Here is a 25,737-nt window from a genome sequence, read left to right on the forward strand (position 1 = left end):
TCTTGTTATTTTCCGCTCTGTTCCAGTTCAAGGGTGACCGTAGTCCTGTCACAAACCTCTGTAGGTCCAAAATACTGTACAGCGCCTGGGAAGACGAAACAGGTTTCCCTGGCCCACTGGGCGCGATGTGCCTCAAAGTACTTGAAAGGCTTGCCTTCGAGTTCGACCAGGGCCTTCTTGATTACCGGCTTCATCTCGCCATGTCTCTGTTCCATGTTCATCATCGCTGTAATGGGGATTCCGCCTGCTTTCCATTCGAGAGCGGGGGCAGAAAGGTTCTTTACAGAGGAAAGGTACCCGGTCAAACCGCCAGCGATCAAGAGGAAGGCGTTATAACCAAGGCTATAGCAGTAGTCGGAGTCGAAGTTCGTCGGGAAGGCACAGCGTCCCTCATAGCCAAAGAAGTGGGTCATCGAGCTGAACTTGCCATTGTAAGTCCCTTCCTTCTTCATCTTCTTGAGCAGGGTTGCAACCATTTCGGCAAGGAGCTTGTCGGTTTCGATTCTGGAGACCTGGACATTCCCATGGGGGTCCCTGTCCATAAGCAGCTGTTTCTTGATGCCTTCAGGCAAAAGATTGAAAACACTCTTGCTCTCAGATGAGAGACGTTCGACAACAAAGGCGAACATTTGGTTGTCATCAGAGCAAAGGGCATAGGCCTCGGCTTCTTTGGCCAGCAGGTCGTTGATCTCCTGGATCAAAACCTTAACCTCAGGAATGAACTCAACCAGACCTTCGGGGATAAGGATGACACCGAAGTTGTTGCCGTCCTGGGCACGGAGTGCGACAGTGTTGGCAATGTCTTCTACGATGCTTGCAAGGGATTGCTTTTTAGCCTCTACCTCTTCGCTGATAAGACAGACGTTCGGCTGGGTTTCCAATGCACACTCCAAGGCAATATGGCTTGCGCTACGGCCCATGAGCTTGATGAAATGCCAGTATTTCTTGGCACTGTTTGCGTCACGCTCAATATTCCCGATAAGTTCACTGTAGGTCTTGGTAGCAGTGTCAAAACCGAAGGAAATCTCGATTGCCTCGTTTTTCAAGTCACCATCGATAGTCTTTGGGCAACCAATGACCTGGATACCGTTTTTCCTTTTGGCAAAATACTCTGCAAGGACGGCTGCATTGGTGTTGGAATCGTCTCCGCCGATGATTACGAGAGCGGTGATATCATGGGTCTTACACACTGCCTCGCAGACTTTGAACTGTTCCTCGCTCTCGAGTTTTGTTCTTCCGCTGCCGATAATGTCAAATCCACCGGTATTGCGATAGGCTTTCAAAAAGTCAGCGGTAATCTCTTTGTAGGAATTCTCAAGGATACCGCTGGGGCCGCCTTTGAATCCGTACAGGCGATTCTCGCTGTTGGCTGCTTTCAAGGCATCGAAAAGACCGCTGATGACATTATGCCCCCCAGGAGCCTGTCCTCCGCTAAGAATTACTCCAACATTACGGATCTGGGAAATGGCAGCATCTTTTCCTTTCTCAAAAGAAACCGTCGGAAGTCCACAGGTGTTGGGGAACAAAGCCTTGATTGCCTCGGCATCGGAGGCTGGATTCGTATTCTCTCCCTTGACTGGGAGGATGGAACCCATGGGTTCCCGAAGGATTGCAGGAAGCTTCGGCAGATAGTCATACCTTACACGCTGAAGGGGCGAAATATCCATGATATACTCCTTAATTCAAAAAACTCTTGGATATGCTAACCATAGAAAAAATACAACTTCTTTTCAAGCGATTGGAACAATTATACAGCCTAAACTTGCACCCAAGTGTTGTAAAACAACAGAGACGCATATTCCTGTTGCAGGCACTCTCTACTTCATGCTATACCCAAAGACAAGGAGTCTCTCATGCATATTTCAGAACCCTTGAACTTTGCTTGGCTTTTTACCCCTTCCTTCGACAGTACTTACACCGATATTTCCTTTGACGACAGCCACTGGGAACTGGTTGACCTTCCCCATGCCAATCGATACCAGCGGAGCCATTATTTTGATGAAAAGGATTTTTGTTTTGTCAGTTGTTACCGGAAACACCTCAAGCTTGACTGTCCTGTCGGTATGCATGCCCTTCTACGCTTTGAAGGAGTCGCCTCGCGATCAGAGGTCTATGGCAACGGTATCCTGCTTTGCACCCATGAAGGGGGATATACCCCCTTTGAGGTAGAGCTTCCCCTAAAAAAAGAGCTGGTACTCACCGTTGTTGTGGACAGCAGGGAGAATCCCAAGATCCCTCCATTCGGCGGTAGCATAGACTACCTCACCTTTGGGGGATTATACCGTACCGTCACGTTGCATTATTTTCACCAGCAACGGATAACAGCATGCCAGGTAGTGTGTGAAAACCCCTCGCTCATTTTCTTTAGGGCTGAAGTCAAAGAATCCGATGGGTTGCCTTTCCTTGCAACGCTCTATGACGGTGAAAGCGAAGTAGGTTCTTGCGAGGGTCTTGTCCTGGACGGAGTGATTACCGAACAGATGAGAGATTTGAATTTGCAGAGCTGGAGCACTGAAAACGCGAAGCTGTATACCTTTTGTCTGTCACTCGATGGCTTTGACACCTTCTCCTGCAAAATAGGTTCCCGTACTGCGCGGTTTGAAAAAGATGGGTTTTATCTCAACGGAAAGAAGAAAAAACTCATTGGCCTTGACCGCCACCAGAGTTATCCGTATGTCGGATATGCAATGCCGCCATCAATGCAAAGAGACGATGCTTTGCAACTCAAGCAACTGGGTGTGGATATTGTCAGGACAAGCCACTATCCGCAGGATCCTTCTTTTCTGGATGCCTGCGATGAACTTGGGTTGCTGGTACTGGAGGAAATCCCTGGGTGGCAACATATCTCTTCCGATCAGCATTGGCGGAAATTGTGTGTGGCCAATGTCAGGGATATGATTGTACGTGATTACAACCATCCGAGCATCGTCTTATGGGGTGTAAGGATCAACGAATCCCCTGACGATGATGCATTGTATGAACAGACCAATGCGATGGCTCATAAAACCGATGCTACCAGGCAAACCGGTGGCATACGGAACTTTGCAAAAAGCCATTTGCTGGAGGATGTGTATACCTATAATGATTTTTCCCACAGCGGCAAAAACGCTGGGCTGGCAAAGAAAAAAGACATATGCCTTGTAGATGCACCGTACTTGGTAACCGAGTTCAACGGCCATATGTTCCCGACAAAACGATATGACAACCCTATCATGCGAAGTGAGCATGCCCTTAGGCACTATCGCGTCCTCGATTCCCTGTATGCAACAGAGGGGGTATCCGGGGCGATAGGGTGGTGTATGAATGATTATACTACCCATAGCAATTTCGGAAGCGGGGACCAGGTCTGCTACCATGGGGTATGCGACCAGTTCCGCCTTCCCAAACTTGCTGCCTATGCTTACCAGGCCCAGCAGGACGAAAAGAAAATTATGGTCGTTTCCTCTACGATGGATATCGGCGATTTTCCTTTCTCCTCTATCAAATCAGTACTGGTCTGTACGAACTGTGACAGTGTGAACCTGTATTACAATACTGAATTGGTTGGTTCCTTTCTTCCCGACCGCAAGCAATTTTCCCATCTTCCCCATCCTCCTGTTGTCATCGAGGATTTGATCGGGAAACGGTTTGAGGCAGAAAACAGTTTTTCTCCAAAAGACAGACAGTATTTGAAAAATTTGCTTATAAAGGTGGGAAAACAAGCTGCCCAGTTTACCCTCGGCGATAAGCTGAAGATGTTCTATTTTATGAAAAAATATAAGATTTCCTACGATGCGGCGGTGAACCTGTACTCTCGTTATGTCGGAAATTGGGGAAGTGCCGCCTCTGTCTGGAAATTCGAGGGCGTCTGTGGGGGCAAGGTTGTCTGCACCGAGGTATTTGGCGGAGAAAACAAGCCTGAACTGCATTTGGAAGTCTCAAAGACAACCTTGCAGCTTGGTCCTTGCTATGACGTAGCCCAGATTTCCGTAGAAATACGGAAAAAGGACATGATGTTGCCGCTTTGTTATGCCCATGAGGCTTTTACGGTTTCCGTACAAGGCCCCATTTCGTTATTGTCCCCCTCTTTGAGCCAGACTGAAGGGGGCACCTCGGCCATCTATGTGCGCACTACCGGTACAAGCGGGAAGGCTACGGTGACGGTTCATAGCAATCTGGGTGACAAGATGGTTGCTTTTACGGTAGGCTAGGTTCTATGTTTACCCTTTATATTGATGCCGACTCCTGTCCAAAGAACCTCAGGGTCATTTTGCTCAGGTGTATTACCAAGAATGGATATCGTGCTTTTTTTGTTTCGGACCGACCCCTCAAAGATGTGCAGCTGGCCAAGCAGGAGCAGACTGCTTTGCTTCGGAAAAAGGCAAAACAAGAGGGTGTCACCGATGCTCTGGTCCTACGCTCGATCCAAAGCGAAATCGAGAGTGTCGTAGTAGATTCTGGAATGGACAGCGCCGATGACTGGATAGTCGAGAATGCAGAACTTCCCTGTCTTGCCATTACCCATGATATCCCGCTTGCAGCACGCCTGGTCGAGAGGGATATTCCTGTCATTGATGACCGGGGTGGAATCTACAACAAAGAGAATATGGCCAATAGACTCTCGGTTCGTAATGTGATGACTGAATTTCGCGAAATGGGGATTTTCTCCCAGAAAAACAAACCTATGGGGCCAAAGGAAGTCAAAGCATTCTCCGATTCCCTCAATTCCCTATTGCATATTTTGACCGTGAAGCAATAGGGGAAGGTTTTCTCCTTTCTCTATTGATGCGAAAATATGCACTGGTTCTCTACGAAAATGAAATAGACAGGATTTTCTTGCTTGAAAAGACAGGGGAAATGCCCTGGTTATCCTGTACGATGAGCAAGCTCGGTGACCCACTGAAAACCGAAAGGGCCCAACTGGTTCTGGGACGGGAAGATGCATTGCCTTCCCTGCTCAAGCTGAAGGCAACACTTCATACCCTTGTTGATCTTCCTCTGCTGGTCTTTGTTCCCCCGCAAAATCTTTCGGTTTTGAAGATGCTGGAGTCGAATGGCTGTTTCCTCATATCCGAGGAGGCTGACCAGGAAGAAGTTGATTCCCTGATTCTCCGGATGGTAAAGCAGGGTTCCCAGGCCTGTTGTGCAGAAAAAAGCAGATGTAACCTGACCCAACGGGAACGGCAGATCATTGCCCTGCTCATCTCGGGGCAGGATAATCGCCAGATAGCCACAAAACTGGGGATAAAGCTTTCCACTGTCTCGGCACACAAAAAGAATTTGTTTCTCAAGACCGGGGTGCATACAACCAGCCAGCTGGTGGTGTGGGCGATGGTAAGGGATATGGAATTCTCTTAAGCACCGAAAAGGAAGATTTTTCAATTGGAAGTCTATGTTGCGGATATATCTATTTCCTTATGAAAGATCATTAGTCACCACCATTGCGGCAAGTGCGAACGTGCAACCGTTAATACTTCCACCTATATAGGTGACAAAAGTGTTGGAAAAAGAGAAGGGCTGTCACCAATGAAATATTGGAACAGCCCTTTTTTGCAGAAATAAATTGCTTCTAGAAATCAGCCAGTTTCGGAGCCCTTGGGTACGGGATGACGTCACGGATGTTTGCCATGCCGGTTACATATTGCACTGCACGTTCGAAACCGAGACCGAACCCTGCATGGGGAACCGAGCCATATCTTCTCAGGTCAAGATACCACCAGTAATCCTGCGGGTTGAGGTTGAGCTCCTTCATCCTGGCGGTCAGGACATCAATGTTCGATTCGCGTTCCGAGCCTCCGATGATTTCTCCGAGACGGGGTACCAGTACATCCATTCCGCGTACGGTCTTCCCATCGTCATTGAGTTTCATGTAGAAAGCCTTGATTTCCTTGGGGTAGTCGGTGACGATCACCGGGCTTTTGCAGACGACTTCAGTGAGGAATTTTTCATGTTCACTCTGCAAGTCACTGCCCCAGCTTACCGAATAGTCAAATTTGTCATTGTATTTTTCAAGAATCTTGACAGCTTCCGTATAGGTTAGATGGGCAAATGGCGTATCGACAACATGCTGGAGCGTCTTGTCTACTCCTGCTTCAACGAATTTTGAGAAAAAAGCCATATCTTCAGGGCATTTTTCCAATACCGATTTAAACAGGTACTTCAAAAAAGATTCTGCAATTTCCATATCACCGGTGACATCGCAGAATGCCATCTCAGGTTCAACCATCCAGAATTCGGCAAGATGTCGCTTCGTATTGGAGTTTTCGGCCCTGAACGTAGGTCCGAAGGTATAGATGTTTTTCAAGGCAGTGGCGTAGGTTTCTCCCTCGAGCTGACCGCTGACAGTCAAGAATGATTTTTTTCCAAAGAAATCCTTGGAATAATCCACCTGACCTTCTTCAGTCCTGGGTACCTTGTCGAAATCGAGGGTGGTAACCTGGAACATTTCACCGGCTCCCTCGCAATCGCTTGCCGAGATGAGAGGGGTGTTTACATAGACGAAACCATTCTCCTGGAAATACTGGTGCACGGCAAAGGAAAGCGTATTGCGTACACGCGCGACTGCACCGAACATGTTTGTGCGGGGGCGAAGATGGGATATTTCCCTCAGGTATTCGACACTATGGCGCTTTTTCTGGAGAGGGTAGGTGTCAACCGGGCATTCACCGATAAGTGTAACATCGGTACTTGCCATCTCTACTTCCTGGTTTCCCCCAGCGCTTTCTACAATCGGCCCCCTGCAGGTAACCGAAGAGCCCGTGGTAATGGATGACAGCAAGGCATCGTTGTTCAGACTTACCTTATCGATGACAACCTGTAAGCCCTTGAGGCACGAACCATCGTTCAGCTCAAGGAAGCATACGGTTTTGCTGTCGCGTTTTGTGCGTACCCAGCCTTCGGCCGTAATAATCTCTGGCCCCGGCTTTCTCTTGAGTAAAGCTGAAATCCGTTCGTTCATAGGAAATGCTCCTTCGAAAATTATTCTGGTATTATGGGTTCTTTCCTGTATTCTAGTCAATATTCAATTGACCCAAAGGAATTTCTCTTGCTATAATGCCAGAAGTTTTTTTATCCATAAAATGTATAAATATACAACTATAATGCACAATATATTATACACCCCTATGGATTTGTATGAGAGCATTGGTTTTTACTGGCCATTGTGTATGGCCTGTCCTATAAAATCGCACTGCATCGTAGCTGGAGGATTGAAATGAACGGAATTCTGATGTTGGTAATCGCCATCGTTGCCTTGGGTGGGGCATATCTGATTTATGGCAGATACCTTGCAAAGAAATGGGGCGTCGACCCCAAGCGGAAAACGCCTGCGTACGAAATGGAAGATGGCGTCGACTATGTGCCTACCTCTACCCAGGTAGTCTTTGGGCACCAGTTTGCATCGATTGCGGGGGCGGGACCCATCAACGGACCTATCCAAGCCGCTATCTTTGGATGGGTACCAGTTTTGGTCTGGGTCCTGGTCGGGGGCATATTTATCGGTGCTGTTCAGGATTTCGGGGCCATCTATGCTTCTGTCCGAAACAAAGGCCGTTCGATCGGATATATCATCGAACTGTATGTTGGTAAAATCGGAAAACGATTGTTCCTGCTCTTTGTATGGCTGTTCTCCATCCTGGTTGTTGCTGCCTTTGCCGACATCGTTGCCGGAACCTTCAATGGGTTCAATGCCGATGCCACAAAAAACATCATCAATGGTTCCACTGCCACGACCAGTTGTGCCTTTATTGTAATCGCAGTCGGCTTGGGCTACTTTATCCGCTATGCAAAGCCTACCAACCTTGTGAGTACTACGGTCTCCATCGTGGCGCTTATCGCCTGTATCGCCTTTGGTCTTGCCTTTCCGATGTTCATTTCTAAAACTATCTGGGTCTACCTGGTATTTGCCTATATCATGGTGGCTTCGGTTGTCCCCGTGTGGGCTCTGTTGCAACCCCGTGACTATCTGAACAGCTTTTTGCTGGTCTTCATGGTTATAGCTGCCGTGGTCGGTATCTTTATTGCAAACCCGACCATCAATCTCCCTGCTTTTACCGGATTTAATGTAAACGGCCAGAATATGTTCCCGATCCTTTTCGTAACCATCGCCTGTGGAGCAGTATCTGGTTTCCATAGCCTGGTAAGCAGCGGAACCTCTTCCAAGCAAATCCAGAATGAGAAGGGAATGCTTCCTGTTGCTTACGGCGCAATGCTCCTCGAGTCACTTGTTGCAGTCATCGCACTCATCTGTGCCGGTGCGGTTGCCTCCAACGGCGTACTTCCCAAGGGAACTCCCCCGCAGATTTTCTCCATGGCAGTTGCAGGCTTCCTTGCCAAGGTAGGGATTCCCTCATTGGCCAGCAATACCATCATGACCTTGGCAATCAGTGCATTTGCCCTCACCAGCCTGGACTCAGTGGCAAGAATCGGGAGACTGGCATTCCAAGAGTTGTTTATGGACAGTTCAACAGAAGAAGACAAGATGGGTCCTGTACTGAAATTGCTTACCAATAAATATTTTGCAACAATCATTACCCTGTTCTTCGGCTACCTCCTGTCTTTGAATGGCTATAGGAATATATGGCCCTTGTTCGGGTCGGCCAACCAGTTGGTCAGTGCTTTGGCCCTGTGTGCAATAGCTATCTTCCTTAAGAAGACCAACAAAAAGGGATCGATGATCTGGGTTCCCATGTTCTTCATGCTTGCCGTCACTTTTACTGCCCTTACCCAGATTCTAGTCTCCCGCTTCGGAAGGCTTATCAGTGGTGATTTTGTATTCCTTTCCGATGGTATGCAACTCATCTTCGGAATTCTTCTGGTCGGACTGGGGATTGTCATTGCCTTTAAATCGATAAAGACGCTGTTCTTCTCATCAAAAGAAGAAGTGGTTGAAGAAGAATCTGTAGCTTAATACACTAATAGTAACGTTTATTATCTATTGGCAGGGAGTTAATCCCTGCCTGTTTTGTTTATAGAATGGGTCGTAACTGTTCTACGCTGAACAAAGAAAGGGTGGTTTTGCTGGAAAATATATAACCGATAATAATTTATACATTTATACAGGAAAAAGAATAAGGGTTTGAAAGATATTTATATTGACAGATTGACAAAAAGTGAAAATATGTTAATTATATACATAGCCCCTTTTGGAGGTATATATATGTATACTACGATTCCCCAGATGTTCGAAACAATAGCAACTACCTATCCTTCGTTCTCCGCCCAGATGGTAAAGGACAAGCAAGGTATTTTCCAGAGTATTCCCTATTCCCAGGTATTTGCCGATGTCGATGCGCTTGCAGCCTCTCTTTCCCGACGCGGTATCAAACGCGGGGATCTGGTTGGACTTGTAAGTGATAATAGAAGTGAATGGCTTGTAACAGACCTTGCAATTCTCACCCTTGGAGCTGCAGATGTACCCCGTGGCCGTGATGCAATGCCCTATGAAATCAGTTTTATTCTTTCCACCACTGAGGCTGCCTATTGTTTTGTAGAAAATGCAGTACAGTTGCGGAAAATTCTCAACTTGAAAGAAAAGCTTCCTTTGTTGAAGCATCTCATCGTGATGGACAAGGAATTCATTTTTGAGAGTCTTGAAAATACTGCAGTTCCTGCTGGGGTGGAAGTGCTCCTTTTTTCCGATTTGTTGAGTGAAGGACGCCTTCTGCTTAACGATTCCGCACAAAAAAGACATATTGCCGAGGAAAGAAAGAAGGGAAGGGGTGATGAAGTCGCAACGGTAATCTTTACCAGCGGGACAACCGGTGACCCAAAAGGCGTTGTCCTGACGCATGAGAATTTTGCCTTCCAGCTTGAAGAACTCCCCAAAATCATTACCAGGTTTGCACCTGGGCAGAGATGGCTGAGCGTATTGCCTGTCTGGCACTCTTTTGAGAGGATTCTCCAGTACACCATCGTAAGCCAGGCTTCAGCCATTGCCTATTCCAAACCACTTGGTTCGATCTTGCTTGCAGATCTGCAGGCAGTCAATCCCCACTGGATGGGATCTGTACCCAGAATCTGGGAAGCGGTCAAAGCTGGGGTTTTTGGCAGCATGAAAAACAAGAGCCCTGTTTCCCAGAAGCTATTCAAGTTTTTCGTTTCGGTTGCCAACCTTTATGATACAAACAAGGATCTTTTGGTTGGGGATGTCCCTTCATTTAAAAAGCGAAACCGTTTTATAGATGTTTTGCGGTCATTTTTGCCGACAGTCCTGTTGTTCCCCCTCTATAAGCTTGGTGATCATCTTGTCTATGCAAAGGTCAAGGAAAAACTCGGTAAGAATTTTCTGGCCGGCGTGAGCGGTGGTGGTTCTCTCAGTGAAAGTGTCGATAGGTTTTTCTCTTCCATCGGCATCAAACTGCTTGATGGCTATGGGCTTACAGAATCATCTCCGGTTATTGCTGTCAGATATTTTGACCATTCAATCAAACGGACAGTAAGCCCGTTGGGTAATACTGAAGTAAAAATTGTTGACGAGAATGGAAACAGTGTAGCTCCCGGCGTAAAGGGACTGTTGATGGTGCGTGGAAAGCAAGTGATGAAAGGGTATTACAAACGCCCTGATTTGACTGCAAAAGTATTGTCCCCCGATGGTTGGCTGAATACCGGCGACTTGGGAATCTGGACCCATGACGGCCAATTTTCGATTGCAGGAAGGGCTAAGGATACCATCGTACTCTCTGGTGGTGAAAACCTTGAACCTGTTCCGATCGAGGCTAAGCTTTGCGAATGTGAGATGATTGAGCAAGCTGTTGTCGTAGGTCAGGACATGAAGTACCTTGGGGCCTTGGTAGTTCTCAACAAGAAACTGGTTGAGGAATACCTTACAGAGCAACATATTCCCTATCTCTCAGATAGCCTTTCAAAAATGAAGGAAGTCAATGAACTGATAGCTGAGCGGATAAACGAAATCATAAATTCCAAGCACGGGTTCAAAAACTTTGAGCATATCTTGCGGTTTGCGATCATCACAAAGCCCTTCGAGATTGGCAAAGAACTCAGCGCAAAGCAAGAATTGAAGCGTTTCGAAATAAATAGAATCTATAAAAATGAGATAGACCAGCTATTTGTAAGCTAAAATTGATAGTAAATACTAACTAGCTTTATTTATGCTCGACAGATGCCTACCTTTTTGTCAAGAATGTTGCTTTTTTCCCCTGTGTCCTATACTATATTGATAGCCACAGGGGAACACATGATACAAATAATTGGGACAAAGAAATGTAAAGAGACCTCGAAAGCCTTGCGAGCCTGCAAGGAACGTTCCTTTTGTTTCCAGTTTGTTGACCTTTCCCAGCGTGAACTTTCCATCGGAGAGTGGAATGCTATTTTTTCTGCAACAGAGCCAGAATCTTTGATCGACACATCCTCTCCCTTCTATATCAAGAATGGATATACGTTCCGTGAGTTTTCTATTCGCGAGGAATTGGTCGAGCACCCCCAGTTGCTAAAGACCCCGATTCTCCGTAACAAAGGAAAAGTCTGCGTTGGCTTTAATCTCGATACCCTGTCGGAATGGGGACAAGCCTAATGGTGCAATACGCAGTCCTTGGTACAGGTTCAAATGGAAACAGTTATGTTTTCAGTGATGGCACGACTTCAATCCTTGTTGATCAAGGGTATAGTGTCGTTGAACTGGGTAGGAGACTATCTTCTTTCGGTATAGAGTTTTCTTCTATTGCAGGTGTCTGTGTTACCCATCTGCATCCTGACCATGCCAAGGGACTCGGGACGATAGCCCGTAAGTTTGGCATTCCCATCTACATACATGAAGTGGCTCAGGAAAAAGAAGCCGAGGCCCTTTCCAGACTTTCCATTCCCCAACATTGCCTGAGGTCCGTGAAGGCTGATGTGCCTTTCACCATAGGTCCCTTTACCCTTGGTTGTTTCTTGACAAGCCATGACAGCGGTGGATCGGTTGGCTGGAATATTGGCTTGGATAACAAGAAAATGATGATTCTCACTGACACCGGTTGTTTTTCGTCTCAGCAATGTGCCTTTGCGACGGAGGCCGATGTCCTTTTTTTGGAAGCAAACTATGATGAGAAAATGCTGAATTCAGGTCCTTATCCTTTTTTTCTTAAAAAGAGGGTCAGCGGTGAGTTCGGCCATCTCTCCAATAACCAGGCAATCGAATTTCTAGGTTCAAGCAGGTTTCACGGTCAGCATGTCTATTTCATCCATCTATCGGATATAAACAATAATCCCTCATTGCTTGAAGATTTTGCAGGACAGAACCTTTCGGTTCCCTTCACCGTCTGTGAAAAAGGCAAATGTTATGGGGGAAATGTGGAGCAACTATGAGCAAACCAAAAGTGGCAAAAGAAAAAAAATGGTCGTTTAAGCGCATTAAGAAACTGCAGAGACCAGATGGGTTGAAAATGATAACCGTATATGAATATACGATGAATGCAGTGGTCGATTGCTCTGCGAGTCGCAATTCTAAACGGGTAGCCCTCAGGACCTATGGGGATGACGAGAGCATAGTTACCTACTCGCAGTTGAAGACCATGAAGGATAGTATTGGTATTTCATTGCTTGAAAATGGTTTTGTGCACGGGGATAAAATTGCTATCCTGGGAGAAAGTTGTCCGACCTGGTTGATCGCCTATTTTGGGATTACCGGGGTAGGTTGTGTCGCTGTTCCCGTCCTTCCTGATTTTTCCGGCAAGGAAGTCTGTTCGATTTTACAGCAGTGTGGGGCAAAGGGAATCATTGTAAATACCAAGCATTTTGAGAAAGTCATCCCCTTTGTCAAAGAAAATCCCCAATTTTTGGTTCGAATGGAAGACTTGTTTCATATTCCTGACCCGATCAGTTCCCAGCTCGAGGATAAGACGCAGTTTGCAGCGGCTCCCGGACGTGATATTACCAGACATAAAATGACAAAGAAAGCGCTGGAAATGCGTGCGGCAAACCTTCCCAAGGAAGATGACCTGGCTTCACTTATTTATACCAGCGGAACAACCGGTAACAGTAAAGGGGTTATGCTATCGCATAAAAACCTTGTCTGGAATGCAGACATTTCCGCTAAGCATTATGTGAACTTCAAGCCTTGGCAAAAGGCCCTTTCCATTCTTCCGGTTAGCCATGTGTATGAGTTTACAACCGGTCAGTTATTGCAAATTATGAATGGAATGGAGATTTATTATCTAGGCAAAGCACCTGCCCCAAGCGTCCTGCTTCCGGCTCTCAAGAGCATACGGCCTACGGTTGTGATGACCGTCCCTCTCTTGATTGAAAAAGTCTACCGTAGTGCTGTCTTGCCCGTGTTCAGGGATAACCAAAAACTAAAGACCTGGCTGAAATGGGGCATTTCACGCAGGTTTATATCTAGGATTATCGGAAGGAAACTTGAATTGACGTTCGGCGGAAAACTAAAATTCTTTGGTATCGGCGGAGCTCCTTTGGATGCGGAAGTCGAAAAATTCCTCTATGAGGCCCGTTTTCCCTATGGTATCGGGTATGGATTGACTGAGACAGCCCCCTTGATCGCTGGTTCCGACGCCAAAGACCATAAGATCGGAATAATTGGTAAACTGGTAGAACATGTTTCGGTAAAACTTGACAATGCAGACCCTGTGACCGGGGTTGGTGAAATTCTCGTCAAGGGACCCAATGTAATGCAGGGCTATTTTAATAATCCAACGTTGAATGCGGAATGTTTTACCGAAGACGGTTACTTCCGTACCGGGGACCTGGGTACCCTGGACAAGAAAAACCGTTTGGCAATCAAAGGCCGTACCAAGACAATGATCCTTGGCTCAGGTGGAGAGAATATTTATCCTGAGAATATCGAGGCAGTCTTAAACAACCAGGGTTTTGTAACAGAATCCTTGGTTGTCCCGGAAGAGGGTGGCCTTATCGCCTTGGTAAAGTTGGATATCGATTCCTTTGCACAGAAAATGGCTTTGGATGTCAATGATGCACGTACCGAGGCAATGAAATATTTGTCGAAACTGCGTGAAGAGGTTAATAAAGAGCTCAGTGCTTTCAGTAGGATCAGTTCTGTGGAGTTGCAGGATGAACCTTTCCAGCGAACTCCTACCCAGAAAATCAAACGGTTTCTCTATTCAAGAAAACCCAATGATTCTACGAAGGACAAGAAATAGGGTTGAGCCTTCTTTTCGGTTATGATATACCACTGACAAAGGGAATACTATGTCTAATGTTGATATCAGAATCAGGAAAACAGAATCTCTCGCTACCCCGGATGAACTCATCAAAAAGTTCCCGGTAAGTGAGGAGATTGCCAGCTCAATCAATCTTTCACGGCAAGTAGTGAATGACATAATCAAGGGAAGGGACCACCGGCTGCTCGCCATTGTCGGTCCCTGTTCCTTGCATGACCGTAAAGCGGCCCTTGAGTATGCACATAGGTTGAAAGACCTTGCAGAAAAGGTCAAGGACGAAATGTACATAGTCATGCGGACCTATTTTGAGAAACCCCGGACTGTCCTCGGATGGAAAGGATTGATTCTTGATCCGAACATGGATGGGTCCTATGATATCGGGAGCGGGATTGCCATTGCCCGTTCCCTGCTACTGGATATCGTTTCGATAGGGATGCCAGTCGGCTGTGAAGTCCTTGACCCCATCATACCCCAGTATATCGACGAGTTGATGAGTTGGTCCTCTATCGGGGCCAGGACCACCGAAAGTCAGATCCATCGTAACCTTGCAAGTGGTCTCAGTGTAGCCGTAGGGTTTAAGAACAGTACCAGTGGCGACCTAAGCAATGCAATCAACGCAATCCAGTGTGCCTATAACCCTGCTTCCTTCATCGGTATGGACAGAAGCGGGGCAAGTACCATTTTCAGGACGACTGGAAATGATTGCTGTCATTTGATTCTCCGTGGCGGAGACAACAGTCCTAACTATTATGAGGATGATGTTGAAAGTGCCCGCAATATGATGATCAAATCTGACTTGAACCCTGCAATCATCATCGATTGCAGCCATGCCAATTCCCGTAAAAACTATGACCGTCAGAAACGGGTACTCCGCTCTGTCGTAGACCAGGTATGCTGGGGAGAGAAGGCTATAAAAGGCTTTATGCTCGAAAGCAATCTGATTTGTGGAAGCCAGAAGATTCCCTCTGACCTTTCGGACCTCAAATATGGGGTTTCTATAACCGATGGGTGTCTGGGATGGGATGAGACTGAACGTATATTGATTCGCTCCTGTGAGATGCTTCATCGCTCTTTTCAGGGTGACGGCCAATCGATGCCGTTGTAGGAGGTGTATATGGTTCCTTCTGTTTTGGTTATTCTTGCTAACGGGTTCGAGGAAATCGAGGCTATTACCCCGATTGATATGCTTCGCAGAAGTGGTGCAAACGTTACGGTAGCCGGTCTTGATAACCTGACTATTATAGGTTCCCACAAGCTCGAGGTCACTTGCGATGCCCTGCTTTCCGATTGCAAACAGACGTATGACTGCGTGGTTTGCCCAGGGGGCTCCCTTGGGTCAAAGAACCTTGCTTCGTCTTTTCTGGTTTTGGAGAAATGCATCCAGACTGCCGAAAAGGGTGTGGTAGCCTCAATCTGTGCAGCTACTGCCGTAGTCCTTGGGAAGACAGGCTTGCTCGACAACCATACGGTCACTGGGTATCCGGGTACCGAGAAAGAATGTCCGGGGCTGGTTTTTTCCTCCGAGAAGGTCGTTACAGACAGAAATCTGGTCACAGCCCAAGGCGCTGGATGTGCAATGGAGTTTTCGCTTGCAATAATTGCAAAATTGTTTGATTCGGTAACCGCTGGGAAACTTTCCAGGCAGGTATTATTCCAAGGAGTGTAAGATTGTGGCAGAGATAGGGTTTGACAACGAGAAATATCTTGAGGAACAGAGACATTTCATCCTTGAGAGGGTGAAGCAGAGTGAAGGAAAACTCTATCTTGAATGCGGTGGTAAGTTGTTATATGACTACCATGCCTCGAGGGTGCTGCCCGGTTTTGACCCCAACGTTAAAATGAGGGTATTCCAGTCACTTCGTGACCAGATTGATGTAATTATCTGTATTCATGCCGGCGATATTGAACGCAGGAAAATGCGAAGTGATTTCGGCATTACCTATGATACTGATGTATTCAAGATGATAGATGATTTCTCGAAGTGGGGACTGACTGTAAGCCGGGTTGTCATTACCCGCTTTGAAGGCCAGAACGGGGCAGTGCATTTTAAGCAAATCCTTGAACAAAGAGGTATTACTGTTTATACCCACAAGCCTACCCGTGGCTATCCCAATGATGTCGATTTGATCGTCAGTGATGAAGGCTACGGGGCCAACCCGTATATTGAAACCGAGCGCCCTGTAGTCATCGTGACGGCTCCCGGCCCAGGTTCAGGAAAACTGGGTACCTGTCTTTCTCAGATGTATCACGACTACCGTTCGAAACGACATAGCGGGTATGCAAAGTTTGAGACTTTCCCTATCTGGAATCTTCCCATCAACCATCCAGTAAATATTGCCTATGAATCGGCAACCGCCGATATCGGGGATATCAATCTGATAGACCATTTCCATGTCAGTGCCTACAATGCAATTACGGTAAACTATTCAAGGGATCTTGAAGCTTATCCTTTGCTCAGGCGGATATTGGAAAAAATCACCGGTAAACCTTGCATCTATAAAAGTCCGACTGACATGGGGGTAAACAGGTGTGCCTTTGGCATTATCGATGATCAGGTCGTAAGGAGAGCTGGCGAGCAGGAAATTATTCGCAGGTATTTTAGCGCTGCCTGTGCGTATATCCAGGGCATCGGAACCAAGGATACGGAGGAACGCTGTCTTTCTATCATGGAAAGTGCAAACCTTTCCTTCAATGACAGGCCGGTTGTCCCTGCTTCCGAAAAAGCCCTTGCAAGAGGACTGGAAAGGAATAAAGGGCTCAACGGGATAGTCTGTGCGGCTGCACTCCAATTGCAAGATGGAAGAATCGTAACCGGCTGCAACTCATCCTTGCTCCATGCTTCTTCGGCTTTGATACTCAATGCAGTGAAAATCCTGGCAGGCATCGACCATAGCGTAGATTTAATCTCCCCTTCAATCGTGAAGGCGGTTACCTCGATGAAACGTGATATCCTTCGCGGCAGGGGAGTGAGCCTCAATTTGGATGAAGTACTTATTTGCCTTGCCATGAGTGGAGCTATTTCAGCAGATGTACAAAAGGCTGTGGATATGCTTCCTTTGCTCAAGGGGTGCGAGGTCCATATGACCCATATCCCGTCAGCTGGGGACTCTTCCGGGCTGAGGAAGCTAGCTGTCAATGTGACAAGCGACCCCCGGTTCCCAACTGCAAATCTCTATAACCCTGCTTAGGCAGGGCTTGCTGTTTTTACTTCAAGGTATTTCTCCTAGCGATTATTAATGTTTCCCTTGCTATCCCTCTTTTTGAGGGATAGGATATAAGGGCCTGCCTTTTTTGTGCAGCTAATGTTTGCTAGGAGGATAATTCATGAAAAGAAACATTGCTCTTCTGTTCATTTTGGCATTGTGTCTTATTGTTACTCCGCTTTTTGCAACTGGGCAAAACGAAGTTACCGTTACGATACTTGAAACCAGTGATATGCATGGGACTTTTGCTCCCTGGGATTATGCGACAGACTCTCCCTTGGACCAAGGCTGGGCAAAGGTTGCAACTGTTATCAAGCAGGAAAGGGCCAAGGATCCGAATCTTCTACTAGTCGATAATGGAGACACTTCCCAGGACAATATGATACAGGAATTCCGTTTCGATACGGTCCATCCTGTAGCAAGGGCTCTCAATTTCCTTGGATATGATGCCTGGCAATTGGGAAACCATGAATTCAATTTCGAATTCGAGAATCTGCAGAGGTTGATTGCCTCAGTCAATGCAACTGTATTGGGTGGAAATATCTATAAGGCCGATGGTACCCGGTTTGCCGAACCTTATATGATTAAGAGAGTCAATGGGGTGAGAGTTGCAATCATGGGGCTTGCTCCTCCTCATATCACCCGCTGGGAAGCTTCTGATCCTTCACATTTCAATAATATGACGTTCACAACTCCCATGGATGAGACTGCCAAGATTCTCAAGGAGCTGGAAGGAAAGGCTGATGTAATCATAGCCTTGGTCCATTATGGTGAGGATGGTGAGTACGATACGGAAGGAATGCGGGAGATTGCAGCCAAATATGGCGATAGGATTTCTGCTTTCCTTATCGGGCATGCCCATTCAACTCTTGCCGAAGAGCAGAAAAATGGTTCATTTATCGTTGAACCGGGAAGCAAGGGTTCTAGTGTTGGAAAGGTCGAAATAAAGCTGTTACAGAGAGTATCGGGCGGAAAGTGGCTGATTGAAGAGGTGAAAGGCTCTGTCATTCCGGTAAAAGGTCAAAAGATTGCAGCCGATCCTGCTTTCCTTACTGAATTCAAAGGAATCGACGAGAAGAGCCGTATGATCGCCAACACAGCTGTCGGTAAGGTTGGAGCCGATTTCCTACCTTCCCTATACTGGAAAAATATTGAGGGAATCCCCACTGCAATCGTGCAGGATACTGCAATGATTGATTTGATCAACAATGTCCAGATGGAAGCCACAGGGGCTGATGTTTCCCTTGCTGCTCTCTTTGATGCAACGAGTGACCTCCCCAAAGGTGATTTCAGAAAACGCGACGGGGTAAAGATCTATAAGTATGACAACACGTTGATGGCAGTCAGGGTTACCGGAAAACAGCTGAAGGCAATTATGGAAAACCAGGCAGGGGCATTCTTCAACCAGTATAAGAAGGGTGATGTCACAATTTCCTTCAATTCCAAGATCAGAATGTATAACTATGATATGTTCCAGGGCGTAACCTATGATATTGATATTTCCAAGCCTGTCGGGCAGAGGATTTGCAATGTCATGTATAAAGGAAAGCCTCTTTCTGATTCACAGGTTCTGGTTCTTGCCTTGAATAATTACCGCTACGGCGGTCTTTCCTCAAGCGGTATGATCAGCAACAAGAGTGAAGACCTTGTCTACAATAGTGGTCTGGCCATTCGTGACATTATCAGTGACTATGTGGTCAAGCAAGGTACTATCATGCCCAAGTGCGACAACAACTGGAAGATCATCGGAGCTCCCCTTACCGATAAGGACGCAGAGAAAATCTATGCGATGGTACGTGAAGGAAAAATCAAGCTTCCTACCAGTGAGGACGGAAGGACCCCGAATATCGAACCATTGAATGCAGACGACCTTCGTTCTAAAAAAGTGCTTTAATCCATCGTTTTGGAAATTGCCAGGTTGGCTTTATTTGCCAGCCTGGTATTTATTTTTGCTTTTTATGGTAAATTATGCAATGGTTGTTGTCAGAAGCAATTATTATTATACCGATTGTATGTATTTTGTCATCAAATGTCCCTTGACCATTGCAATTCATGCTGATAACTTCAAGATATGAAGTTTTCCACAAAAGGTCGATATTCTCTTGAGACAATGGTGTATCTGGTTACCTGTAAAGACAGTTGCAGTATTCGTTCCGTCAGCGAGGCAACAGGAATTTCCAGCGGTTATCTTGAACAGTTGATGATACCCCTCAAACGGGCAGGTCTTGTAATTGCCGAACGCGGGGTGCAGGGAGGATACAGAATTGCCAGAAAGGGTATTACGTGTCTAGAAGTTTTAAATGCAAGCGAGGGGGATTTCCATCCGGTTCCCTGTGATGGTTGTGTCCGCTCTGATACTTGCAAGACCTTCTCTACCTGGGATCTGTTCAGGGATGAGGTCAATCATTTTGCTCAAAATATTACCATTGAGTCGTTAGCTTCCAACCTTGTGGAGTCTGAACAGGGAGGAGGTATATGAAAATCTCAACTCGAGGACGGTATGGATTACGCTTACTCGTCGATCTGGCAGAGAATGACTGCAACCGGCCTATCGCCCTCTCCCAGGTTGCCTGCAGGCAGGACCTGAGTGAAAAATATCTCCAGCAGGTAGCCTTGTTGCTTACCCGTGCGGGTTTCTTGATTTCGACCAAGGGCTCAGGCGGAGGGTATTTGCTTAAGAATGATCCCTCAGAGATTGTTGTATACGATGTCCTCAGTCTCTTGGAAGGTGGTTTAGATTTTTCCGAACCTCCCGCAGATGCCGATACTGCCATAAGACGTTGCCTCCATACCCATTTCTACCAGCCTTTGGATGAACACCTAGCTCAGATCTTCAAGGGGATGACCCTTTCCGATATTGTCCGTTCAGTTCCTTTCTCGTATTCGATTTAGGTTTTTTACAATACAGAACATAATTGGGTTTGGGTTGACAGAGTGTTTAGTTTTAAATACTATTAAACCCATAACTTTACTAAGGATTAAATAAAGGAGCAATCGTATGGATTCCCACATATATACTGACATTACCGAGAAAATTGGAAAAACACCGTTGGTGCGCATTAATCGCTTAAATGATGGATACGCAACCATTCTGGCAAAAGTTGAGAGTTTCAATCCTCTTTCCAGCGTCAAGGACCGAATTGCCTTTGCTATGATCACCGGTGCAGAGGAAAGCGGTAAACTCAAGAAGGGGTCTGTCCTAGTCGAGCCTACCAGTGGAAATACCGGGGTAGGCCTTGCCTTTGTAGCCGCGGTTAAAGGATATCGTCTTATTATTACAATGCCAGAGACGATGAGTATCGAGCGAAGAAAACTTATGGCAGCCCTTGGTGCTGAACTGGTTCTCACCGATGGTTCTCTGGGAATGAAGGGTGCGATAGCGAAAGCTGCTGAAATTGCTGCCCAGACTCCCAATTCCTTCATCCCCTCGCAGTTCTCCAACCCTGACAATCCAAAGGTGCATTACCAGACAACCGGTCCGGAAATCTGGGAAGATGCAGGGCATGACGTCGATATTTTCATTGCAGGCATCGGCACGGGAGGAACAGTTACCGGTGTCGGGCGTTATTTGAAAGAGGTCAACCCAACTGTCAAAATCGTAGGGGTAGAACCGGTTACCAGCCCTATGCTCAGCCAAGGGCATGGAGGGCCACACAAGATTCAGGGGATTGGGGCAGGTTTTGTTCCCGATGTCTTGGACCGCTCGGTGATTGATGATATCTATACCTCAGAGGATGCCAAAGCCGGAGAAACAGCCCGGCAGGCAGCAAAGATGGAGGGTCTGCTTGTTGGGATTTCTTCCGGGGCTGCCTTGGAGGCTGCTCTCACGTATTCCAGGAAAAAAGAGAATGAAGGTAAAACAATAGTAGTTCTTCTCCCTGATACCGGGGAACGCTACCTTTCCACCTGGTTGTTTTCAGATCTCTGATTCTTGCACTTTCTATGCAATAGTGATGAATTCAGGCAGATGGTGCCCGAATTCATCAAGGTTTTTCCCTGATAAGATAGTGAACTTGGCATCGAGGAAAAAAGAAAAAAGATTGTTTACAAAAAAAGCATCGGAACAACGGACTGCATAAAGCCCCGTGTTTTCGGTGTTTTTTTCGGTCTTGACGATTTCCCTTGATCGGTCAAGCAGGCTTGCCAACGTTCCTTCCAGGTGCCGGTCGACCATGTTTTCTAGAAGAGGATCGGAGAGAAAACCTTCGGCTTCCATTTTCAGTCGTCCTGTATCCGACGAAATGGAAAGTAGTTGCGAGATGCCTGACTCCCAGTCAATCGCTATGAGTGCATACAGTCCCTTTGCTTTCTTATACTCCTCTGCGACGTCCAGGACTCTGCATTGAAGCGGGTACTCACAGGCATTGAACTTTTTCTGCAAAAGCGAATGTTCAGCAAGATACAATTCACCAAAGCTGTAGGGTTGTGGAAAATCCTGTTTTGAGAGAGAAAGGGAAAGTAGTGTTTCACCAATCTCATAGATTTCTTCCAAGAGAAACGTATCAAGGATATTCTTTTTTGTGTATACAAAATGGGCATACCTACCAATGATTCGCTCAATTCGTTCAGATTCATTGGCTGTCCCTATGATTCTTGTAGTCCAAGAGGGGCCAGTAGATTTGAGGCTATTCATACGTACGGTCTTTTCCTCCTAGTGAAGAATACCCCTAGAGCTAGGAAATAGCTATCTGAAATATCAGAAATTGATAAAATTGCGTCAAAAAATGACGAAATAATACCATTTATTAGTGTTTTCCCAGATTCAGACAGAGAAATTCTTCAGTAATAAGGATTTTGAGGATTTTTCCCGGTTACCTTTCCAAAATCCTTTTTCAAGAGGGACGATTGCGATACATGACAGATTTTTCCATCCCCCGATTGGGGAGTGCTTCCGGTTGCTTGCCAGAGGGAAAACAAGTTGGTAGAGTACCTGTATGGAAAATTCTGTAATCAATCTGCAGACAACCCTGTTTTGCGGTCAAAGCTTCGCTTGGCTCCAACATGGCGAAACTTTTAGTGCTGTGCTGAAAGGGAGGCTTGTTCAGCTACGGCAAGATACATGTATCGACCAGTGTAAGGAAGATGCCTTTTTATACCATTACTTCGACATGGACTTTGACTATGCTTCAGCCAACCGTCATTTGATCACTTTGGACCATCCTATGAGTGAAGCAATTGCCTATGCCAAAGGGCTCCATATACTGAACCAGGATCCCTGGGAAGTACTCATCGGTTTCATCTTAAGCCAGAATAATTCCATTAAGCGAATTACCATGCTGTATGAAAAGCTTTCCATCAACTTTGGGACAGAGGTAGGCAAAGGCCGGTTTTCATTTCCGACTCCCGACCAGTTGGCAGGGGTAGGTGAGAGCGAACTTCGCTCACTTGGCGTTGGATTCCGTTCTCCCTATATTGTTGACGCCATTGAAAAGAGCTATTTGCTTGATGATATCAAGTCGCTCCCCTTTGATGATGCTCTATCTGTATTGATGACAATCAAAGGGGTTGGGCCTAAGGTAGGTTCCTGCATCCTTCTGTACGGTTTTCATAGGATGGAAGCATTCCCTATGGATACTTGGATGAAGAAAGCGATGGCGAGATGGTACCCAACCCAGGACAGTGCTCTTTTTTCACCATATGCTGCACTTGCCCAGCAATACCTCTTCCATTATGCAAGAACAGTGGGGTGCGAATAATGCGCATCACCATAAATGGTATCCGATTTGACCAGGTATCACCTTCGGAACGAAAGGTTTTTTCCTTTACTGAAAAACAATTATGCGACGCAACGGTTAAAATCAGGAAACAAACAAAAAGTGAAGCGACCGTTTTGCTCTGTACTTGCGACCGGATAGAACTCTGGACGTTGGAGAGCAAGACCTCTACCTATGAGCCCCTATGCAGGGACCTTGGCCTGTCTCCCCTCGCTTGGAAACAGTATTCCTACGCAAAAGAGGGTCCTGGGTGCGTTACCTATCTCTATGAGTTGGCATGTGGCCTCCATTCACCGTTGTTCGGGGAGGACCAGATTATCAGCCAGCTTCGGGAAGCTATTGAACGTTCCCGTCTCTGTGGATGTACTTCTGCAGTTCTTGAACAGTTGTTCAAGAGTGCAGTTACCCTGGCCAAAAAGGTCCAGAGTTCCCTCAAATTAGGTGTTGCTGATAAAACGGTAGCAATAGCAGTACGGAACATATTGCAGGACGCCTATGGCTCGTTAGACTCCCTTCCGGTGTTGGTCATTGGCAGCAGCGAGCTTGCACGTTTGGTTTCCCAGGAGCTTCTCGACCATAACGTTTCCTTGACCATGACAATCCGGGATTTGGAGAAAGCCGACCTATTAGTGCCCCGTGGGGCCCAACGGGCTCTCTACAGAGAGCGATTCTCCTATTTTCCAAAGGTAACGGTGGTTATCAGCGCAACCAAAGGGTTGGAATATACCGTCTGTGCAGCCCAAGCCTTGCATCCTACTCTGTATATCGATCTTGCAAATCCAGCGGATATCGAGCCAGCGGTAAAGGACCTCGAGGGGAAACGACTGGTTACCCTTGCAGATTTGCCGTGTAGTTTTCCTGAGCGTGAAAAAGCTGTATCCCTGGCTAGCTCTATGATTAGTGCCTCTGTGGATTCCTTTTTTTCCTGGCTTCAGGCTCGTGACAGGTTTGCAAGTATCGAGCGTACGAGTGAAGCTGCTGCAAACAACCTCCTGTACCGCCTCTATGCACCACTTTCCCAGCTTGGCCTCGATTCCCTTACCTTGGACGAAATGAGGAAAACCCTTGTTGAAACTGCCCGGAAGGCCTTCTCCCACCAGCTCTATGAGAACGGCAAACTGCGTCCAATACAAAAGTATGTCGACCTTACCCGATTACTGGAAAACGCTCCCCCTGTGTTTGTTGATGACCCTGATACCTCTATTGAGGCTGTCGCTACGATGGAGAAAAACCACTACAGGGTGAAACGATTGCAACTGGGCACCCACAGTGGGACCCATATCGACAGCCCCAATCATATATTGGAGCAGGGTAGGACTCTCGATAGCTATCCTGTCGGGTCCTTCTCTGCCAAGGCCTATGTACTTGATTGCCGAAATAGGGAGAGGATAGACCGCGCTCTTGTTGAAGAGGTACCCTTTGGGGTGACGTGTGTCGTGTTTTCAACTGGCTGGGAACATTTCTGGGGTACTGCTGCCTACCGTGAAGATCCTCCCCTTTGCAGCAAGAATGCGATACTCTTTCTCCAGGAACGGGGGGTTGTCCTGTTTGGGTTTGACTGTGCAAGTTGTGACAAAATGGAAAGCACCGACCTGCCGATTCACCGGCAAATTCTTGAATCGGAAGGCCTGATCATTGAAAATCTCTGCAATCTGCAATCCCTGGCAGGACGATGCGTCGACCTTGTCGCACTTCCCCTTTTTGTAAAAAATAGTGATGGTTGCCCTGCCAGGGTTGTCGCTTCGTACTTCGTGTAAAGGATCCTAGAATACGAAAAATGAGTTTTCGAAAACCCTGGTTGTTCCTTTTTCAAGGAATTCGGCTTCTTTCATCTTTTTGAGCTCCAAAGGACGAGTGGTGTCCCCAAACGACCGCATGGGTTCAAGACAAAGATATTGGGCTTGCTTTGGAGCACAGGTCCAGATTACGAACGTTGCCATATCACCTCTGGTTACCGTAACCCCATGGTCTCCTGTTTTGCATCGGAGTGTCACTTTTGGTGACTTCAGGTTTTCCAGGATAATAGGTCCTTTTGCGGTTTCACTACGGGAAAGGTCAAAAAAATCTTTGGCATCCAAAAAGTTTTTCTCGGTGATGAAGACTCCATTTGAAGGATAATTCCTGTCGACTTGTTCCTTTTGTTCGAAGCAGACATAGTACTGCTCGAGTGGGGTGCCTTCCCCGTTTATATCGAGGTTGAAGGCAGGATGCCAGCCAAAGGTAAAATACAGGTCGTCCTTTGCAAAGATTTCAGCTTTTGCCGTATAGCCATCTGCAAGGAGTGTGTAGGTCACTGTCAAGGTAAAACCGAAAGGGTACATCGAACGGGTCTTGGCGCTGTCAGAAAGCATGAATACCGCATGGGTATCGTCATGTTCCAGTACTGTGAATTCCAAGTCCCGCGCAAACCCGTTATTGGGCATGGGATAGAGGGTATCCTCTACAGAAATCATATTGTCCTTCGTAGGACCGGTCATAGGGAACAGGAGCGGTGCATGCCTGAACCAGTATTCTTTATTACCATTCCAGATATATTCCAGGTTTGATTTCGTATTTTTCAACGATTGCGGTTCCGCACCGAGGGTGGATATTTCCATGGAAAAGGTCTCGTTCTGCAAGAAAATCATAGTACCTCCAAATTAATGAAACAATGTTCTGAAATAATAGAAACAATTTAGCAGAGACACAAGTATCCCTATCTGGTTTTCC

General features: G+C 46.6%; 21 protein-coding genes. 17 read left to right on the top strand and 4 right to left on the bottom strand.

The window, feature by feature from the left end:
• Positions 1-5: 5 nt before the first annotated feature.
• On the bottom strand, positions 6-1,667 hold the full coding sequence (locus SPIGRAPES_RS16175) for a diphosphate--fructose-6-phosphate 1-phosphotransferase (protein ID WP_014271836.1): 1,662 nt from the start codon (positions 1,665-1,667) through the stop codon (positions 6-8).
• Positions 1,668-1,853: 186 nt separating this feature from the next.
• On the opposite strand from SPIGRAPES_RS16175, the gene SPIGRAPES_RS16180 reads away from it, so the two are divergent.
• The 3 genes from SPIGRAPES_RS16180 to SPIGRAPES_RS16190 are packed head-to-tail and all read left to right on the top strand — an operon-like array spanning position 1,854 to position 5,337.
• Positions 1,854-4,190, top strand: a complete 2,337-nt coding sequence (locus tag SPIGRAPES_RS16180; RefSeq protein ID WP_014271837.1) for a glycoside hydrolase family 2 protein — start codon at positions 1,854-1,856, stop codon at positions 4,188-4,190.
• Positions 4,191-4,195: 5 nt separating this feature from the next.
• Entirely contained in the window at positions 4,196-4,738 is a 543-nt protein-coding gene (locus SPIGRAPES_RS16185; protein WP_014271838.1) for a DUF188 domain-containing protein, read from the top strand.
• Positions 4,739-4,764: 26 nt separating this feature from the next.
• The gene (locus SPIGRAPES_RS16190; protein WP_014271839.1) at positions 4,765-5,337 is read left to right on the top strand and encodes a helix-turn-helix transcriptional regulator; all 573 of its coding nucleotides are present in this window, start codon (positions 4,765-4,767) and stop codon (positions 5,335-5,337) included.
• A 211-nt stretch (positions 5,338-5,548) separates the two neighbouring features.
• On the opposite strand, the gene asnS is transcribed toward SPIGRAPES_RS16190, so the two are convergent.
• Positions 5,549-6,937, bottom strand: coding sequence for an asparagine--tRNA ligase (gene asnS / locus SPIGRAPES_RS16195; RefSeq protein WP_014271840.1), 1,389 nt, complete (start codon positions 6,935-6,937; stop codon positions 5,549-5,551).
• 255 nt (positions 6,938-7,192) lie between these two features.
• Between asnS and SPIGRAPES_RS16200 the strand changes: the two genes are divergently transcribed.
• The 12 genes from SPIGRAPES_RS16200 (at position 7,193) to cysK (ending at position 21,242) form a co-directional block, all read left to right on the top strand.
• On the top strand, positions 7,193-8,887 hold the full coding sequence (locus tag SPIGRAPES_RS16200; protein WP_014271841.1) for a carbon starvation CstA family protein: 1,695 nt from the start codon (positions 7,193-7,195) through the stop codon (positions 8,885-8,887).
• Between the two features lie 249 nt (positions 8,888-9,136).
• Positions 9,137-11,056 (top strand): AMP-dependent synthetase/ligase, encoded by a 1,920-nt coding sequence (locus SPIGRAPES_RS16205; RefSeq protein WP_014271842.1) that lies wholly within the window; start codon positions 9,137-9,139, stop codon positions 11,054-11,056.
• Positions 11,057-11,173: 117 nt separating this feature from the next.
• Complete coding sequence (locus SPIGRAPES_RS16210; protein WP_041384752.1) at positions 11,174-11,509, top strand: arsenate reductase family protein; 336 nt, start codon at positions 11,174-11,176, stop codon at positions 11,507-11,509.
• Positions 11,509-12,282 (top strand): MBL fold metallo-hydrolase, encoded by a 774-nt coding sequence (locus SPIGRAPES_RS16215; RefSeq protein WP_014271844.1) that lies wholly within the window; start codon positions 11,509-11,511, stop codon positions 12,280-12,282. The genes SPIGRAPES_RS16210 and SPIGRAPES_RS16215 overlap by 1 nt, the downstream gene beginning before the upstream one ends.
• Positions 12,279-14,090 (top strand): AMP-binding protein, encoded by a 1,812-nt coding sequence (locus SPIGRAPES_RS16220; protein ID WP_014271845.1) that lies wholly within the window; start codon positions 12,279-12,281, stop codon positions 14,088-14,090. The genes SPIGRAPES_RS16215 and SPIGRAPES_RS16220 overlap by 4 nt, the downstream gene beginning before the upstream one ends.
• Positions 14,091-14,139: 49 nt before the next feature.
• A complete protein-coding gene (locus tag SPIGRAPES_RS16225) occupies positions 14,140-15,216 on the top strand; it encodes a 3-deoxy-7-phosphoheptulonate synthase (protein WP_014271846.1) in 1,077 nt (358 codons plus the stop codon).
• 9 nt (positions 15,217-15,225) lie between these two features.
• Entirely contained in the window at positions 15,226-15,777 is a 552-nt protein-coding gene (locus SPIGRAPES_RS16230; RefSeq protein ID WP_014271847.1) for a DJ-1 family glyoxalase III, read from the top strand.
• 4 nt (positions 15,778-15,781) lie between these two features.
• Entirely contained in the window at positions 15,782-17,299 is a 1,518-nt protein-coding gene (locus SPIGRAPES_RS16235) for a DUF1846 domain-containing protein (RefSeq protein WP_014271848.1), read from the top strand.
• A gap of 136 nt (positions 17,300-17,435) precedes the next feature.
• A complete protein-coding gene (locus SPIGRAPES_RS16240) occupies positions 17,436-19,208 on the top strand; it encodes a 5'-nucleotidase C-terminal domain-containing protein (protein WP_014271849.1) in 1,773 nt (590 codons plus the stop codon).
• Positions 19,209-19,385: 177 nt separating this feature from the next.
• Positions 19,386-19,793, top strand: coding sequence for an RrF2 family transcriptional regulator (locus SPIGRAPES_RS16245; protein WP_014271850.1), 408 nt, complete (start codon positions 19,386-19,388; stop codon positions 19,791-19,793).
• Complete coding sequence (locus SPIGRAPES_RS16250) at positions 19,790-20,206, top strand: RrF2 family transcriptional regulator (RefSeq protein ID WP_014271851.1); 417 nt, start codon at positions 19,790-19,792, stop codon at positions 20,204-20,206. The genes SPIGRAPES_RS16245 and SPIGRAPES_RS16250 overlap by 4 nt, the downstream gene beginning before the upstream one ends.
• A 106-nt stretch (positions 20,207-20,312) precedes the next feature.
• Positions 20,313-21,242, top strand: coding sequence for a cysteine synthase A (gene cysK / locus SPIGRAPES_RS16255; protein WP_014271852.1), 930 nt, complete (start codon positions 20,313-20,315; stop codon positions 21,240-21,242).
• Positions 21,243-21,254: 12 nt separating this feature from the next.
• Here the strand turns inward: cysK and SPIGRAPES_RS16260 are convergent, their stop codons facing one another.
• Positions 21,255-21,947, bottom strand: coding sequence for a hypothetical protein (locus SPIGRAPES_RS16260; protein ID WP_014271853.1), 693 nt, complete (start codon positions 21,945-21,947; stop codon positions 21,255-21,257).
• A gap of 301 nt (positions 21,948-22,248) precedes the next feature.
• Between SPIGRAPES_RS16260 and SPIGRAPES_RS16265 the strand changes: the two genes are divergently transcribed.
• Both SPIGRAPES_RS16265 and SPIGRAPES_RS16270 read left to right on the top strand, forming a co-directional pair.
• Positions 22,249-23,010, top strand: coding sequence for a DNA-3-methyladenine glycosylase family protein (locus tag SPIGRAPES_RS16265; RefSeq protein ID WP_014271854.1), 762 nt, complete (start codon positions 22,249-22,251; stop codon positions 23,008-23,010).
• Positions 23,010-24,785 carry a cyclase family protein gene (locus SPIGRAPES_RS16270; protein WP_014271855.1) on the top strand — a complete coding sequence of 592 codons (1,776 nt, stop codon included), beginning with the start codon at positions 23,010-23,012 and terminating at the stop codon, positions 24,783-24,785. The genes SPIGRAPES_RS16265 and SPIGRAPES_RS16270 overlap by 1 nt, the downstream gene beginning before the upstream one ends.
• A gap of 6 nt (positions 24,786-24,791) precedes the next feature.
• Here SPIGRAPES_RS16270 and SPIGRAPES_RS16275 read toward each other — a convergent pair whose 3' ends face one another.
• Positions 24,792-25,655, bottom strand: coding sequence for an aldose epimerase family protein (locus tag SPIGRAPES_RS16275; RefSeq protein WP_014271856.1), 864 nt, complete (start codon positions 25,653-25,655; stop codon positions 24,792-24,794).
• Between the last annotated feature and the right edge of the window lie 82 nt (positions 25,656-25,737).

Origin of the sequence: Sphaerochaeta pleomorpha str. Grapes (assembly GCF_000236685.1) — a bacterium.
GTDB lineage: Bacteria > Spirochaetota > Spirochaetia > Sphaerochaetales > Sphaerochaetaceae > Sphaerochaeta > Sphaerochaeta pleomorpha.